This is a genomic window from uncultured Alcanivorax sp., from assembly GCF_947258575.1.
Lineage (GTDB): Bacteria > Pseudomonadota > Gammaproteobacteria > Pseudomonadales > Alcanivoracaceae > Alcanivorax.
Genome location: NZ_CAMYIV010000006.1, coordinates 22,595 through 37,540 on the forward strand (window position 1 = coordinate 22,595; position 14,946 = coordinate 37,540).

Here is a 14,946-nt window from a genome sequence, read left to right on the forward strand (position 1 = left end):
CTCCAGTTAGTGGCTTGCGCCGATATCAGCGGGCTTGTCGGCAAACCACTGATAGAGTGCGGGGAGGACAAGTAAGGTCAGCAGCGTGGCGGTTACCAGGCCGCCAACAACAACTGTTGCCAATGGCCGCTGCACCTCGCTGCCCGTACCACTGGCAAACAGCAGCGGGAACAGCCCCAGGGCGGTGGTTACTGCCGTCATGATGACGGCGCGCAGGCGTGAGCAGGCAGCTCTCACACTGGCTTCTGCAACGGGAACCCCGTCTCTGACCAACTCATTGAGATAACTGACCAGTACGAGGCCGTTTTCCAGCGCGATGCCAAACAAGGCGATGAAGCCCACGGATGCGGGCACCGACAAACTCTGGCCGCTCAACCACAATCCGACAATGCCGCCCACTAGGGCCAGCGGGATATTGAGCATGATCAGCAGGGCATTGCGCAGTGAATTGAAGTTCGCGTAGAGCATGAGGAACACTAGGCCTAGGGTGATCGGTACCACAATCATCAACCTTTTGTTGGCCTGTTGTTGAAGCTCGAACTGACCGCCCCACTTGAGAAAATAGCCAGGTGGCAAATCGACCTGCTCAGCAATGGCGGCATCGGCCTCGGCCACAAAGGAGCCTATATCCCGTTCACGTACATTGGTCTGAATGGTTATGAATCGCTGATTATTCTCACGCGTGATCTGCCGTGGGCCGACCACTTCCTCGATGTTGGCCAGCTCTTCCAGCGGGATGCGCTGGCCTGCGTCATTCTCGATGATCAGCTGCCGGATCACATCCGCTTCATCGCGTGATTTTTTCTCCAGGCGAACATAAATATCGAAGCGTCTGATTCCCTCAAACACCTGGCCGGCTTCACTGCCACCCACGGCAACGCTCAAGGTTTTCTGAACATCACTGACGTTGAGGCCATAGCGAGCAATCGCGTTGCGATTTAGGGTGATGCGCAGTTGCGGTGTGCCACCGATTTGGTCACGCTGAACATCCTGAGCACCGGGTACTGTGCGCATAACCTGCTCAATGGCCTGGGCTTGTTTGGCGAGCACGTCCAGATCATCACCAAACAGCTTGGCTGCAAGCTCTGCTTTGGTGCCTGTCAGCAGTTCATCCACCGCAGCGGCGATAGGCTGAGTGAAGTTGAACTTGGCGCCGGGAAAATTCTCGAACTTTTTGCTCATGGCTGCGTAAAGCCCGTCCAGGGATTCTGCGCTGACCCATTCCTCCTGTGGCTTGAGAGAGACGAAAATCTCCGCATTATTGACCGGGTCGGCATGAGCGCCGACCTCGCCACGACCAATGCGTGAGACCACCTGGGTTACCTCGGGAAACGCCTTCTTCAGCTGCCGTTCGAAGACGGTGATGGTGTCTTCGGCTTTCTCCAGAGAAATGGACGGTGCCATGGTGGCGCGGATCAGCAGGTCGCCTTCGTTCAGCCGTGGCACGAACTCCGACCCAAGAAACGGCGCCACTGCAATACCTACAGCCAACACCACTCCGGCCACAGTTACGGCGATCCAGCGACGGGCGACCATGAGTTGCACCATTGGCTGATAGCCTTTCATCAGAAAACTGATGATGTCCTTGCGCGGCTTATCATCTTGTTTCTGTGGGCGTTTCATCAGCAATAACGAGGTCACCGGTGCAACCACAAGGGCGAAAATCAGTGAACCGAGCATAGCCACCGCCACGGTATAGGCCAGCGGTCGGAACGTTGCCCCTTCCACGCCCTGTAGGGTAAACAAGGGCAGGAACACGATGATAATAATACTAATGGCGAAGAGGATCGGACGTGCAACAGCCTGACAGGCTCGTGCGACGATATGCAGACGGGATTCATCCGGCGAGGATTCGCGCAGCATGCGATCAACGTTTTCCACTACTACGACCGCCCCGTCCACCATCATGCCAATGGCAATGGCTATCCCGCCCAGTGACATCAGGTTTGCCGAAATGCCGAAGAACTTCATGGCAAGGAAGGTAAAGCCCACAGAAAAGGGTATGGAGAGCGCTACTACCAGGCTCGGGCGTAGCCCTCCCATAAAGGCCAGTAGGACCAGTGCTACCAGAATGATCCCTTGTAACAAGGCGTTGATTACGGTGCTTACGGCGGCTTTCACCAATGTAGCCTGATCATAGTACGGCTGGACCTCAATCCCTTTCGGGAGGTTGTCGTTGATCGTTGCCAGCTCCTTCTTGACTGCATTGATCACCTCGGAGGTGTTGCTGCCGATCAACTTCAATACCATGCCGACAACGACTTCACCGTTGCCATCCTTGGTGGTAAGTCCGCGTCGAATCTCGCCACCAATCTTGAGCTCGCCGAGCTGCTCCAGATAGACGGGCGTGCCGTCGATGGTTTTGACCACGATGTTGCGCAGTGAAGCCAGGTCCGTGGCGAGGCCCACGGACCGCACGATGTACTCCTCATCGTTCTTGACAATAAACTGGGCGCCGGCATTAGCGTTGTTCTCCTCGATGCGCTCCTTGATCTGCGGTAGCGATACGTCGTAACGAATCAAGGCGTCCGGGTCCACGCGGACCTGAAACTGTTTTACCTCGCCGCCAATGGAAAGTACTTCCGTGACTCCCTTGACTGTTTGCAGGTTGAACTTGACGATCCAATCCTGGATTTCACGCAGCTGGGTATTGTTGTATTCGCCGCTAGTATCTTCCAGTACATAAAACAGAATCTGCCCGAGGCCGGTGGTGATCGGCCCCATGACTGGTTCCCCAAAGCCGTCAGGAATTGACTCACGGGCAACTTGCAGACGCTCACCCACCAGCTGTCGAGCGAAATAAATATCGGTGCCGTCCTCGAAATAGATATTTACCACCGACAAACCGAAGTTAGAGACCGAACGTACGTGATCCAGTTTCGGCAAGCCATTCATGGCGCTTTCAACGGGGTAAGTGACGTATTTTTCGACTTCCTCCGGTGCCAGCCCTTCGGTTTCTACGAACACCTGCACCAGAGACGGTGAGATATCCGGGTAGGCGTCCACAGGCAGGGTGCGATAAGCGAAGTAACCGCCGATCAGTGTTGCCAGAGATAACACGACCACCAACAGCCGGTTCTCCAGCGCAAAACGGATGATGCTTTGCATGCTGTTCTCCTGTGTTAGTGGTTGTGACCTGATTCAAATTCGCTTTTCTGCAGCTCTGCTTTGAGCACAAAGCCGCCCCTGGAGACATATTTTTCACCCGCTTCCAGGCCTTTCAATATTTCTACCTGATCGCTGTCATTGCGGCCAAGCTTGACCGCTCGTGGTTGCCAGCGCTCCCCTTGTCGCACAAATACGGTGGGCTGGTTTTCGAAATCAATAACAGCGCTTCTGGGTACTACCACGGCTGCAGGGAATTTACCGACGGTAATGGTCGCCTCGACGAACATACCAGGCTTCCACTCTCGGTTTTTGTTGGTGAGAAAGATGCGAGCTAGGCCGGTACGCGTCCCTTCATCTACCAGCGGGGCAACATAATCGATACGGGCGTCGACCGGTGCTGGGCCGTGTGAGGTTGTGATGCGCACAGGTTGACCGGTTTTCACGCGCGGTATCTGTTTCGGATAAAGGGCAATGTCTACCCACAGAGTTGATAAATCCGCGACAACGAAAGCGGTGTCGTCAGGGGATAAATGTTCGCCCGTCGCCACGTGTCTTTTGATCACCACGCCGTCTATCAAGGATTTCAGCGAAAAACGCACCAGTGTTTCTGAGCTTTCTGCCGCCGCAAGGGTTTCTCCAGCCTTAATATTGTCACCAATATTGGCCCGTACCTTGGTGATTTTTGCCGCGAAACGGGGAGTGATGTGGGCAACGGCTTCCTCGTTGAGTCGCACTTCCCCAGGCAGGGATACTTGCTGGTGAATCACCCCGGCCTGGGCAGACGCAATTTCACCACCGAATTCACGTAACAGCTCGGCGCTAAATGTCAGCTCGGGCTCTTCACTTTTCCCGTGGTCCTCATGGCCATTTTCTGCTGCGCGGTCCTCTTCTTTGTGTGCGCCATGGTTATCCTTATCGTGTTGCTCTTCGTCGTGGCTTTCCTCGTGCTCCTCTTCGTGGCCATCCTGGTGATCATCAGGCGAGCCTGATTCGTGCTGAGCGTGTTGCTTTTTTTCTTCTTTTTCATGGTGTTCTGATGCATAGACGGTACTGGAGCTAGCCAGCAGTAGAGTTGCCATCAGATGTGGGATAATTTTCATTGTGCGGTCTCCTGTTCACCGGCGTTGGAGAGCGTCATGCCGGTGAGGCGTTCAATCTCGTTACGGTGCTGGTGGAAGCGAGCTGCTAGGGCAATGGCACGCTCTTCAAGGGCAACTTGCTCTTGCTGGGCACTAGTCAGATCAAGCAGGCTGTAGCGGCCGGCCCGGTAACCTTGCTCAATATCGCGATACAGTTGCCGGGCAAGGGGCAGGGCGGTGTCCTCGACCAGGGACAGTTCTTCGCGGATAAGCTTCAGGTTTCGGTAGAGGGCTTCCAGGGTGGCTTCCAGCTCAATGCGGCGTGCCTTCTTTTGTGCCTGGCTTTCTGCCAGTTCTGCCTGGGCCTGGGCAATGTTGCCGCGATTGGGATTCCGTAGGTTTAATGGCAGTGAAAATCCAGCGACCAGGGTGTTGTTGTCGCTGAGCCGATCATGGCGAGCCCCCAGGGTGACTTCGAGGTCGCGTCGGCCATTGGCTTGTGCCAGGCGTATCTGGGCTTCACGCAGGCGGGTTTCGTTGGCCAATCTCAGCAAGTCAGGGGCCTGCTCCAGTTGCGCCTTGATGTCTGCCAGTGGCGGAAGCGTGGGTAAGGGACGCAGGGCGGTAGTTGGCAGCAGGTCCGCGACTCCCGTTTCTCCCCAGAGTGCAGCCAGCTGCTGGCTGGCGGTATCGCGTTTGACCTGGGCGCGTTGCAGAGCAATGCTGGCTTGGCGGCTGGCCAGGGTCAGGCGGGTAAGATCGGATTGCGGGGCCGCACCCGCATTGACCCGGCGTCGTGCGGCCGCTTCTGATTGCCGCGCCAAAGCCAAGCTTCGTTCTGCCAGTGCAACCCTTTCCTGGGCTTCAGCCAGCATCACATAACGACGCACGGCTTCGCCAAGCACCTCAAGCCGGGCCTGATCATAAGCGAGTTGAGTGTTGTCCAGCGACAGGCTGGCCACTTGGGTACGTTGACGTCGTTTGCCACCAAGTTCGATCAACTGACTCAGTGCTACGGTTATTTCCGCGCCATTGATGCCATCAGCTGGCTCGTCACCGGCCAGGTTTTCCGCCTCCACAGACAGGGAGGGCTGTGGCATCAGACTGGCCTGCAATTTTTCGGCATCAGCAGCACGTAATCGATAGGGGAAGGTAGCGAGCCCTGGATTTTTTTCGAGGGTCTCTGCTATGACTTCTTGCAGGGAAATCCGTTGCCCTGTATTGGTTTCTGGCGGCTCTGTTGCCATGGCAGATTGCCATACCAGCACTGCCGCCATGGCTGCTGCCCACAGGCAGGCGCCGCGTAATCGGTAAAACATGGGATTCTCCCGTTCAGACTGTGTCGAGCGGCAATTGTCGCCGCAGAAAAGCGTCAGACGAGCGGTTGCTGATCGGGAGGGGGAACCGGGGGACGGTTATGGTTGGAAATCAGGCGAGTGCGATAATGGCTTTCCCAGTCTTTTTGAGCACCACTGGGATAGTGTGCAAAACCGACAACAGGCAGGTTCATCGGTGAATGGCTGTGGCAGCCGTGGTGGCTTTCGCAATCAACGTTGTCGGAGAGTGGGGGGTGTGTGCCTGCATCGTGGAAGGCGCCATGCTGGATGTCAGCCAGAGTGCTGTCGTGGACAGAATGATCAGCTTCCTCACCGACTACGACCACAGCATTCAACAACATGAAAAGCGCAAGCACCATTGCCGTTACAGCGCTTTTTGGAGTATGGCGATGACTGGACATGGCGCTCTGTATCCAATGTTGGCTTTTGAGCAAGGCTAAGTATGCTAACAAGTCAGGCACACCTGTCAACCTGCCAGCATTATGAAGACTCATGGCGAGCCTGGCGCAGTATGGAGAACGCGCTGTGAGTAAATAGGCTCGCCATCACCAAGGCAAGAATCAGATCCGGCCATGGAGAATTCAGCCAGGCCACCAAGCCTGCTGCGGCTATAACCCCTACATTACCGATGGCATCGTTGCGGGAACATAGCCAGACTGACCGGATATTAGCGTCGCCGTTGCGAAAGCGCATCAGCAGAAGGGCACTGGTCACATTGGCCGCCAGGGCGAGTAGAGCAATGCCTCCCATCCAGCCTGCCAGGGGGGGTGCAGCGTTACCAAAACTCAGCAGAGTAGTAACTAGGATTACCAGCCCCATGACCAACAGAGATGCGCCTTTGAGGGTAGCGGCTCGGGTACGCCAAAGTAATGGCTTGCCGATTACCCACAGGCTAAGGGCGTAAGTACCTGTATCTCCGGCAAAATCCAAGGCGTCGGCCTGTAACGCCTTTGAGCCGGAGAGGGCGCCCGTCACAATTTCCACCGCAAACATAACCGCATTGATGGCAATCACAGTCCACAGTACCCGGCGGTATTGCGGACTCTGGCCATCGAATTCAATCTCATTGTTGCAACAGCCGGGCATGGAAACACTCCTTGCGATCTTGCCAGTTCGGGTGCCAGTATAAAACCTACAATAGTTGCAGGTTCAACCATATGCTCACTATCGGGAAGCTTGCGGATGCCTCAGGTTGCACCGTTGGTCTGATTCGCCACTACGAAAAAGAAGGGTTGTTACCGCCGGTGGCACGTAGTGAAGGCAACCAGCGGCGATATATGCAGATCCACTTGCAGCGCTTGCTGTTCATTCGTCACGGACGAGAGCTGGGCTTCACCCTCACCGAGATTCGTGAACTGATCGTGCTGTCCAGTGAGCCCCAGGCGTCATGTCAGGCTGTCGATGAGCTGACCCGCGCCCACCTAGAGCAGGTGAAAAACCGAATAAAGCGATTGCATGCTATGCGTGACGAACTGGAAAGGATGCTTGGCCAGTGCCAAATTGGCAGGGTAGCGGATTGCCGAATCATCGAAACGCTTTCGGACCATGAGCTTTGTGATCATAGCCAGGCTCAGGCTGATCACCTTCCAGGCTACCGAACGTTGTCGATGGCTTCCAGCAGCGAGTAGCGACGCTGACGCCGATAAAGTGACTGACAGCGTGAATCAGGGGCTGATCAACTCAACCGCGTGTGGTGTCGGGTTCCTATTGGAGGCCGGGGTGTGGTTAAGCCTGCCGGATGCATTACGGTATCAGATCTCAATGCGGAAAAGTCAGACCAGTAGACCGAGGAATACAAAGCAAACAATTGTCAGCACAATGCTACAAGCTGCTATGGCAACTAGGAATCCCCAGCGATCCAACATTAAAGGAAACAGGACAAACATGGGGGGGCGGAATTGGTCCTACCCACAAAAAGTAGACACTGTTATGCGCACCTGCGCTCAAACTCTGCTGGACTGATGTTTCCAATCGCAGAGTGTCTCTGTTTGCGGTTATAAAAGATTTCTATGTATTCAAAGATACCGGATCGGACTGCTTCGATGGAAGCATATTGCTCCGCATAGATCAGCTCCACCTTGAGCCTGCTATAGAAAGACTCCATTACCGCATTATCCCAACAATTACCCTGGCGACTCATGCTCGGCAAACAGCCTCGTGAACGAACCAGATCGAGATATTTCACGGAACGGAACTGAACCCCACGATCAGAGTGAATTATCAGTCCGGGCTGGATATCCCGATTTGCGTACGCCATTGCAAGTGCATCCATCGCCAGCCTCTCTGTCATTGAGGTATCCAGCTTCCAGCCAACGATGGCACGAGAATAAAGATCCATTACCGTCGCAAGATAGAGCCAGCGCCCATTGACCCAGATATAGGTGATATCCGTCACCCATTTCTGATTTGGCCCCTCCGCCCGAAACCGACGACGCAACCGGTTCTCTTCCACATTGATCATCGTCGGGCTGGCTGGGCGATAGTGAAACCCCTTACCGTTGCGTGCCCGGATACCCCGCAACCGCATGATATTGGCTACAAAATTCTTCGAACATGGCAGACCCGCATCTGCCAATTCATCAGCAAGCCTGGGGGCGCCATAGCGGGCCTTGAACTCCGCAAACAGTTCAACAACCTTGCTCTCCACCTGTTCGCGCCGTAGCTGAGCAGCACAGGGCGGGCGCTTCAGCCACTTGTAGAACCCTGAGCGGGATACGTTCATGGCTCGGCACATCAACACGACGGAGTAATGTCCCAAATACTCGGCAATGACCGCGTACTTCACTCTTGGTGCTTCGCAAAGTACGCAGCAGCCTTTTTTAGGAATTCGTTCTCCTTACGCGCTTCATTGAGCTCGCGCTTGAGGCGTCGCACTTCCTCGGATTCGTGTTTGGAGTAATCGACACCGTCCAGGCTATTGAATTGCTTATCGGAAAGGCGAGAAAACTGGCGGCGCCAGTTATAGATCTGGCCGGGGTGCAAACCCAACTCCTTGGCAACCGATACCGCCGTATTCCCTGGTTGGTCGGATCGGCGGACGGCTTCTCTACGGAAGTCTTCCGTATATGCTTGCCGCTGTTTCTTGGCCATGACACACCTCCATTAGGGGCTACCCTAACTATAAAGGGTGTCTACTCTCTGTGGGTAACTCGGGAATTGCATGCCAGGAGGTGTGCCTAGAGCGGTTGTTGATTCTCTTCGTGCTAAAAAAAGAGGTAGAAGTCCTTAGCTGCTAATGACTAATAGCGTTACTAGGCTTGAAGGTGTGTGCAGGTGGGCTCCGTATTGTCCGCTAGATTCCATGGTGATCCGTCACGATCCAGAAACCAAGTGTAGGTTATGGTATAGCAAGTGACCCTTTTGGCAATGATGGCCAGTTAAATAAGCCTAAACACACCTGTGCATCATCGGCGTATGTTGGCTCAAGTCCGCGCTCACGCTTCCTCCGGGGGTATCAGTGACTCAGATGAAAGCAGGCATGATATAGGGATTGGCAGCAGGAATCATCGGGGCATGGGTGCGCTGCTGCCTGGTCTGTTGGCTGAGGGCGGCTGCGAGAATATTTTGGCAAGCATGCAGGCGTAGCGGCCGTGAAGGCGTGTACGCCATGAGCAAAGTGATCAGTGAGTCAGTCGCTGTCGCTAGACTCCCTGCCGGGGTTAGTTGTCGTTGAGGTCGGCGTAATCCCTCGGCTGCGTGCAAGGGAAACGGCGCTGTCCCCAACGGCAACCCAGAAACAGGCAATATCCTCGACAAATTCCTCTCGGCTCACGGCGACATCGTCGTCGAGCCATGTCATCACTGCTTCGATGGTGCCACCAATCAGCAGGGCAGAGCCCACATGAGCAATCGGCAGGGGTTGTCCCGCCTGGTGGTACTGGATACTGAAGGCGGACAGCACCTGTGCCATTTTCCGGATCACTATCTTGCGTTGCTCAAGAGCCTGGGGATTCTCTGATGCCGAGGAAAACAGCAACCGGGTTCGGGCAGGCTCGTCCACCATCCAGCCGATACAGCGATCCAGCACATGGCGGGCCAGTGTGGCGGTGTCCATGCCCTCCTGCCAGCCTGTCAGCGCCGCGTGCTGACCGGTTGCGATCAGTTCCTCTGCCAGGTCGTCTATCAACGCGGCGGCCATGGCATCAAGGCTGTCGAAGCTTTCGTAAAAGTAGCGTTTGTTCAACCCGGCCTGAGCGCAGAGCTTGTGGATGGAGAGTTTTCTCCCGCCCTCAGTGGCGATGATTTCATAGGCCTGACTCAGCAGTTGTTGGCGCCGAGTCTGGACGCGGGATTCCGCTGATTGGCCCTGAAAAGGTCGCGTGGGGTGGGTCATTGGCTAAATTTCCTGTTTGATCAGGGGGTTATGGTAACAGCAAGAAAATCGGGCAAGCCAGTCTTGACCTGTTGGCTGCACTGATTCTATTCTTGGTACAGTGTTGTACCAAGAATGATTTGTAGCCACCAACCCGATTCGAGGAGTCAACATGCAAGCTCACGCTACGCTCAAACAGGCATCCACGGTGCCGGCGCCGCTGTCAGACGAGCAACGTCTTACACAGTTGAGAGCCCAGGCCAGAAGTCATCCCGATGCAGCGAAAAAGGCCGCCTGGGGGTTGCTCAGGGAGTTGCAGGACGAGTCACAGTTTTATCGCTTGCCCCTGCTGTTTGCCCAGGGCAAAGGAGAGGCGCCAGCACCGGATGGTGATACCGAGGGTATGGTGATGAATCTGCACGGCTCGTTCATGATGCGCACGCTGGACCGAGCGGTCAGGCTGGGACAGCTTCTGGGGCGTATCGGCTGGACAGGAAAAACCTTCAACCCGACAACCGGCACCGGTTACAACCGGGTTAGCGCTTCGACCGCCATTCCCGCCCGCATTGCCATGCCACACTACAAGTTGCAAAAGCAGGGCAAGGAGTTACTCGGGTTCGATTTTCACCACTGCATAGACACCTCGCCGGTGCCTCCCCATCTGCAGGTCCGTGCAATTACGTATGATGAACCGTCCTTTAAAAACCCGCTGATTCTGCCGAAAGTCCGTGACGAGATTGTGGAAATCGTGCCGGATGTTTTTCTGGGCCGGGTGGTGTTCAGAGCAAAGCATGGTTGGGACATCGTGGGGTACTTCGCCCTTCGTTACCCTTTCGTGGGCTAGGGAGCATCGATCTATGTCTATCACATTGAAGGGTGCTGTTGCCTGTGTCACCGGCGGCGGCAGGGGGATAGGTGAAGCCACCGTCAGGGCGCTGGTCGATCAAGGGGCCCGCGTGGTTATCGGCGACATTGACCTGAAGGCGGCACAAGCCGTGGCGTTGTCTCTGACCGGTGTCAGGGCGGTAAAACTGGATGTAGCCGATGCCGATTCGTTTGAAAATTTTCTGAATGTGGCGCGTGAAATGGGGCCGGTGGATTTGCTGGTGAACAACGCCGGAATCATGCGTACCGGTGCGTTTGTCGATCTGGACCTGGCATCACTGCACCGGGAAATGGCCATCAATACGGGCGGTGTGATCAACGGCATGCGTCTTGTGCTGCCGGAAATGCAGCAGCGGGGTTATGGGCACATTGTCAATGTGGCGTCCATGGCGGGGAAGATGACCTGCTCAGGAGCTGCCGTTTACACGGCGAGCAAGTTCGCGGTGGCCAGCCTGTCACGGGCGGTGCGTGCAGAGATTGCCGGTTCCGGCGTGTCGATCACTACCCTGATGCCGTCCGCAGTCGATACGGATTTGACCGCTGGCATGAATATCCGTGGTATTCCCAAGGCCATGCCGTCCGAGATCGCCGAAGAAGTCATTGCGTCGTGCCTTCATGGTGAGCCGGAAGTGACAATGCCGAAATGGCTGTTTCCCATTGGCACCATCGAGCAGGCCCTGCCGGAACGGCTGGGTAACTGGATCAAGCGAATGGTAGGGGCACAGGAGCGCATCGCTCCGGATAATGCGCAGACCCGAAAATATCAGGAACGGGTGTCTCGCTCCTGATCGGCAGAAAACCAGACTAATTGAGAGACAGATTGCGGATGATGGCGATCGTCTCGATATCCGTTGCCACATAGGCCTGTTGGGCAAAAAGGTCGTAGGGCAGTGCGTCATCCATATCGTTGAGATACAGGGAGCAGTATTTGAAGCGGACAAACAGAGCGTGGGGCTCCGGTTCCTCAATCAGCATTTCCAGGGTGCCGCCGGGAGTGCTTTGTGTCGGTGTGATTTTGTACTCAATCCGTTCTTCTGGCGTCAGCCATACTTCGTCGTTAACGGTCAATCCTGGTAGCTCAAGACAGCGCCTCATGTAGTTATCGTTGTCTTCCACAATGCGATAGGTGTCGAGGCCGACCAGGAAAAGGTTTGGTTCTTTGGCTCTTAGTACCAGCCCCTGCCAAAGCTGTGCTCTGGACAAGATCGGCAGGTCATTTTCTGCAGGGTCATTGACCTGGATTATGTGTTCAAACTGCATTGTTGTTCCTCTTTATATGCATGAGGTCGCCATGAAATCACTGCAAAATGCAGGGGCTGATGATGAGAGCTCCTGGTAGAAAGTGTAGAACCATGCAGTGGCTCTAATTCGCACGCTCGGCATCATCGCTATTCGACTCATTACGTATCACGACGACCGTCTCCCACGTGGCGACCAGTACCAGGACTGATGTGGTCAGTATGGCCAGTATGACGGGGGAGATGAAGGAGGAAAGTGGGATCAGGGCGGCGAGAAGGCTAAGGCCAACATAGTGGGATAAAGGGTGGCTATTGAATATCAGTGTTTTGAACAGAATGTTGGCCACCAGATAGAGGGCAGGGCCGCCAATGGCAGCAACCAGTGTGGCAGTGCCAATATGGCCTGTTGCATGGGCAAGGATGAATTCATCGGCGGCAGCGACGATGACAATGCTGGCGATAATCAGAAAATGCACATAGGTATAGACCAGCCTTCCCATGTGTCCGGATGTTTCGCTGTTGGTGATGCGGTGGCTGGCTCTTTCCGCGCTAAGACTGAAGTAGATCCACCACATGGCAACGGTGGCGATAAAGGCAGAAATAAAGGCGGTGGTTGTGGCAACACTCCAGTCGGTATGAGAAAAGGTATTCCCTGTCACAAGCAACGACTCACCCAGGGCGATAATGATCAGCAGGCCACATCGTTCAGCCATGTGGGCTCCGGAAATATTCCATTTGCGGCTGTCGGATCGGCCCATACCGGGCACATAAAAGGAGAGTGATGCCGACAGATACTCAACCGTCAGTGCCAACGCCCACCAGAGTGTGCGTGTCTCTCCCTCCTGAACGGCGCCGATGATCCAGAAAATGGCGGCAAGGGCAAACCACAGGGTCATTCGCAGGAAATCATTATGTAACTGCGGGGCGGCTTTTCGGCTGCTCAGGCACATAAAGATAGTGCGGCCCAATTGCAGAGTGATGTAGGCGCAGGCAAATAATAGCCCGTGCTCGCCAAATGCTTTCGGAATGGCAATGGAGGCCACCATTGCCAGTAGCATTAACGCAAAAAGCATTAGCCTGACAGGTACCGTTTCCGGATCCAGCCAGTTGGTGACCCAGGTGGTAAATACCCATGCCCACCACACCGCCATCAGGATGAGAAGTGACTGGAATGCACCATAGGGTGTGAAGTGGTTAATGAGAAGATGAGCGGTTTGCGTGATGGCGTAAACGAAAACAAGGTCGAAGAAGAGTTCCGAGAAAGACACCTTGTGTTCGTTGTGTCCCCCTTTGACTCTGAACAAGTTGGTCAGTGCGGATTGAGGCATGTCTTTCTCATCAGATCAGTCAAACAAAAGGAAAATGGGGCTTCACAGGGTGAAGCCCCATAAGGCTATTACTTGCCTTCAGTGAGAGTAAAGTAGCTGGTCATCAGGTTGCGGTAATCGGGAATGTGGTTTGAGAACAGGCTGCCGAGCCCTTCGATATCATTGCGCCAGTCACGGTGCAGCTCGCAGGCAGTACCGAACCAGGTCATCAGCTGTGCGCCGGCGTCGGTCATGCGGGTCCAGGCCGCATCGCGGGTCATCGGGTTAAAGGTGCCGGACGCATCGGTCACGATAAAGACTTCAAAGTCTTCTTCCAGGGCTGACAGTGCCGGGAAGGCCACACAAACCTCGGTCACAACACCAGCAATGATCAGCTGTTTCTTGCCGGTTGCTTTAACGGCGTTGACGAAGTCTTCGTTGTCCCAGGCGTTGATCTGACCCGGGCGGGCGATGTAGGGGGCATCGGGGAAAATTTCCTTCAGCTCCGGTACCAGTGGGCCGTTGGGGCCATCTTCAAAGCTGGTGGTGAGAATGGTTGGCAGGTTGAAGTACTTGGCCAGGTCCGCTAGTGCCAGCACGTTGTTCTTGAACTTGTCCGGATCAATATCGCGCACCAGTGACAGCAGGCCGGCCTGGTGGTCGACCAGCAGAACGGCAGCGTCATCTTTGCGAAGGCGGTTGTATTGCTTACCCATGATTTGTCTCCTTGGTAAATGAAGGGTGCGTAGTAGCGCCCCCGGTTATTTCGCCATAGCTGTGGCGAGAAACTCTCAGTTATCAATTCTTCCAAAGGTGCCGCGTTGAAAGTCGCTGATGGCCTCTCTGATTTCTTGCTGACTGTTCATGACGAAGGGGCCATAGCCGACGATGGGCTCGTCAATTGGCTCGCCGCTTAGCAGCAGCACCCGGGCTTCACCGTTGGCTTCCAGGCAGAGGTGCTGGCCTTTGGGGCCCAGCACGGCCATCTGTGCATCACGCATCACCGTGTTGCTATTGAGCTGTACGGTTCCATTGAGGACGACCACGGCGGTATGCCAGTCTTCCGGCACTTCCAATTCACAAATGCCGTTAACTGCCAGGGCGATGTCCCAGACATGCATGGGGGTGAATGTCTGTGCCGGTCCGCGGTGATTTTCAAAGTCCCCGGCAATGACCCGGAGTGTGCCGGCCTGGTTAGCCAGTGGTATGGCGGGAATATCCTGGTCGGTGATGGCCTGATAGCGCGGGGGAGTCATCTTGTCGCGGGCGGGAAGATTCACCCAGAGCTGAACCATTTCCAGCTCGCCGCCGGATTGGGTGAAGCCTGCGGAATGAAACTCTTCGTGGACGATGCCTGCGCCGGCAGTCATCCACTGAACATCACCGGACCCGATAAGACCGCCGCCGCCGCTGGAATCCTGATGGGCAACCTCGCCCTTGTAGACAATGGTGACTGTCTCGAAACCGCGATGGGGGTGCTGGCCGACCCCTCTTGGCTTGCTGGCAGGCGGGAAGTGCGCCGGGCCGGCATAGTCCAGCAACAGAAACGGACTTAGCTGCTTGCCGTGACTGTCGTAGGAAAACAGGGAGCGCACCGGAAAGCCGTCACCCACCCAGTGGGGGTTGGGGGCGGAGTAAATGCCAAGGACGTGTTTCATTGCTATCCGCTTATCTGAGGAG

At 55.4% G+C, this 14,946-nt stretch carries 15 protein-coding genes; 4 read left to right on the forward strand and 11 right to left on the reverse strand.

Annotated features, from left to right (window positions below):
- Positions 1-6: 6 nt before the first annotated feature.
- Genes Q0Y02_RS06670 through Q0Y02_RS06680 form a run of 3 tightly spaced genes read right to left on the reverse strand, consistent with a single transcriptional unit; the run spans position 7 to position 5,506 of the window.
- The gene (locus tag Q0Y02_RS06670; RefSeq protein WP_272974543.1) at positions 7-3,108 is read right to left on the reverse strand and encodes a CusA/CzcA family heavy metal efflux RND transporter; all 3,102 of its coding nucleotides are present in this window, start codon (positions 3,106-3,108) and stop codon (positions 7-9) included.
- 14 nt (positions 3,109-3,122) lie between these two features.
- Positions 3,123-4,208, reverse strand: coding sequence for an efflux RND transporter periplasmic adaptor subunit (locus tag Q0Y02_RS06675; RefSeq protein ID WP_290500865.1), 1,086 nt, complete (start codon positions 4,206-4,208; stop codon positions 3,123-3,125).
- Positions 4,205-5,506, reverse strand: a complete 1,302-nt coding sequence (locus Q0Y02_RS06680) for a TolC family protein (RefSeq protein WP_272974545.1) — start codon at positions 5,504-5,506, stop codon at positions 4,205-4,207. The genes Q0Y02_RS06675 and Q0Y02_RS06680 overlap by 4 nt, the downstream gene beginning before the upstream one ends.
- A 203-nt stretch (positions 5,507-5,709) precedes the next feature.
- On the opposite strand from Q0Y02_RS06680, the gene Q0Y02_RS06685 reads away from it, so the two are divergent.
- Positions 5,710-5,964, forward strand: coding sequence for a hypothetical protein (locus Q0Y02_RS06685; RefSeq protein WP_290500866.1), 255 nt, complete (start codon positions 5,710-5,712; stop codon positions 5,962-5,964).
- 40 nt (positions 5,965-6,004) lie between these two features.
- Here Q0Y02_RS06685 and Q0Y02_RS06690 read toward each other — a convergent pair whose 3' ends face one another.
- On the reverse strand, positions 6,005-6,610 hold the full coding sequence (locus tag Q0Y02_RS06690; protein ID WP_272974547.1) for a cation diffusion facilitator family transporter: 606 nt from the start codon (positions 6,608-6,610) through the stop codon (positions 6,005-6,007).
- 71 nt (positions 6,611-6,681) lie between these two features.
- On the opposite strand from Q0Y02_RS06690, the gene Q0Y02_RS06695 reads away from it, so the two are divergent.
- Positions 6,682-7,152: a helix-turn-helix domain-containing protein gene (locus Q0Y02_RS06695; RefSeq protein ID WP_272974548.1), complete on the forward strand. Its 471-nt coding sequence runs from the start codon at positions 6,682-6,684 to the stop codon at positions 7,150-7,152.
- A 299-nt stretch (positions 7,153-7,451) separates the two neighbouring features.
- Here the strand turns inward: Q0Y02_RS06695 and Q0Y02_RS06700 are convergent, their stop codons facing one another.
- From Q0Y02_RS06700 to Q0Y02_RS06710, 3 genes are all read right to left on the reverse strand, one after another.
- Positions 7,452-8,309, reverse strand: a complete 858-nt coding sequence (locus tag Q0Y02_RS06700; protein ID WP_272974549.1) for an IS3 family transposase — start codon at positions 8,307-8,309, stop codon at positions 7,452-7,454.
- Positions 8,306-8,614 (reverse strand): transposase, encoded by a 309-nt coding sequence (locus Q0Y02_RS06705; protein ID WP_272974550.1) that lies wholly within the window; start codon positions 8,612-8,614, stop codon positions 8,306-8,308. Before Q0Y02_RS06705 ends, Q0Y02_RS06700 begins: the two co-directional genes overlap by 4 nt.
- A gap of 538 nt (positions 8,615-9,152) precedes the next feature.
- Complete coding sequence (locus tag Q0Y02_RS06710; RefSeq protein ID WP_297766224.1) at positions 9,153-9,857, reverse strand: TetR/AcrR family transcriptional regulator; 705 nt, start codon at positions 9,855-9,857, stop codon at positions 9,153-9,155.
- 151 nt (positions 9,858-10,008) lie between these two features.
- On the opposite strand from Q0Y02_RS06710, the gene Q0Y02_RS06715 reads away from it, so the two are divergent.
- A complete protein-coding gene (locus Q0Y02_RS06715) occupies positions 10,009-10,680 on the forward strand; it encodes a hypothetical protein (RefSeq protein WP_297766226.1) in 672 nt (223 codons plus the stop codon).
- 13 nt (positions 10,681-10,693) lie between these two features.
- On the forward strand, positions 10,694-11,509 hold the full coding sequence (locus tag Q0Y02_RS06720) for an SDR family NAD(P)-dependent oxidoreductase (protein WP_297766228.1): 816 nt from the start codon (positions 10,694-10,696) through the stop codon (positions 11,507-11,509).
- Between the two features lie 16 nt (positions 11,510-11,525).
- Here the strand turns inward: Q0Y02_RS06720 and Q0Y02_RS06725 are convergent, their stop codons facing one another.
- The 4 genes from Q0Y02_RS06725 to Q0Y02_RS06740 form a co-directional block, all read right to left on the reverse strand.
- Positions 11,526-11,981: an AtaL-like protein gene (locus tag Q0Y02_RS06725; protein WP_297766231.1), complete on the reverse strand. Its 456-nt coding sequence runs from the start codon at positions 11,979-11,981 to the stop codon at positions 11,526-11,528.
- 103 nt (positions 11,982-12,084) lie between these two features.
- Entirely contained in the window at positions 12,085-13,287 is a 1,203-nt protein-coding gene (locus tag Q0Y02_RS06730; RefSeq protein WP_297766234.1) for a low temperature requirement protein A, read from the reverse strand.
- A 68-nt stretch (positions 13,288-13,355) separates the two neighbouring features.
- Positions 13,356-13,982: an isochorismate family cysteine hydrolase YcaC gene (ycaC, locus tag Q0Y02_RS06735; protein ID WP_297766237.1), complete on the reverse strand. Its 627-nt coding sequence runs from the start codon at positions 13,980-13,982 to the stop codon at positions 13,356-13,358.
- 75 nt (positions 13,983-14,057) lie between these two features.
- Positions 14,058-14,924 carry a pirin family protein gene (locus Q0Y02_RS06740; RefSeq protein WP_297766239.1) on the reverse strand — a complete coding sequence of 289 codons (867 nt, stop codon included), beginning with the start codon at positions 14,922-14,924 and terminating at the stop codon, positions 14,058-14,060.
- Between the last annotated feature and the right edge of the window lie 22 nt (positions 14,925-14,946).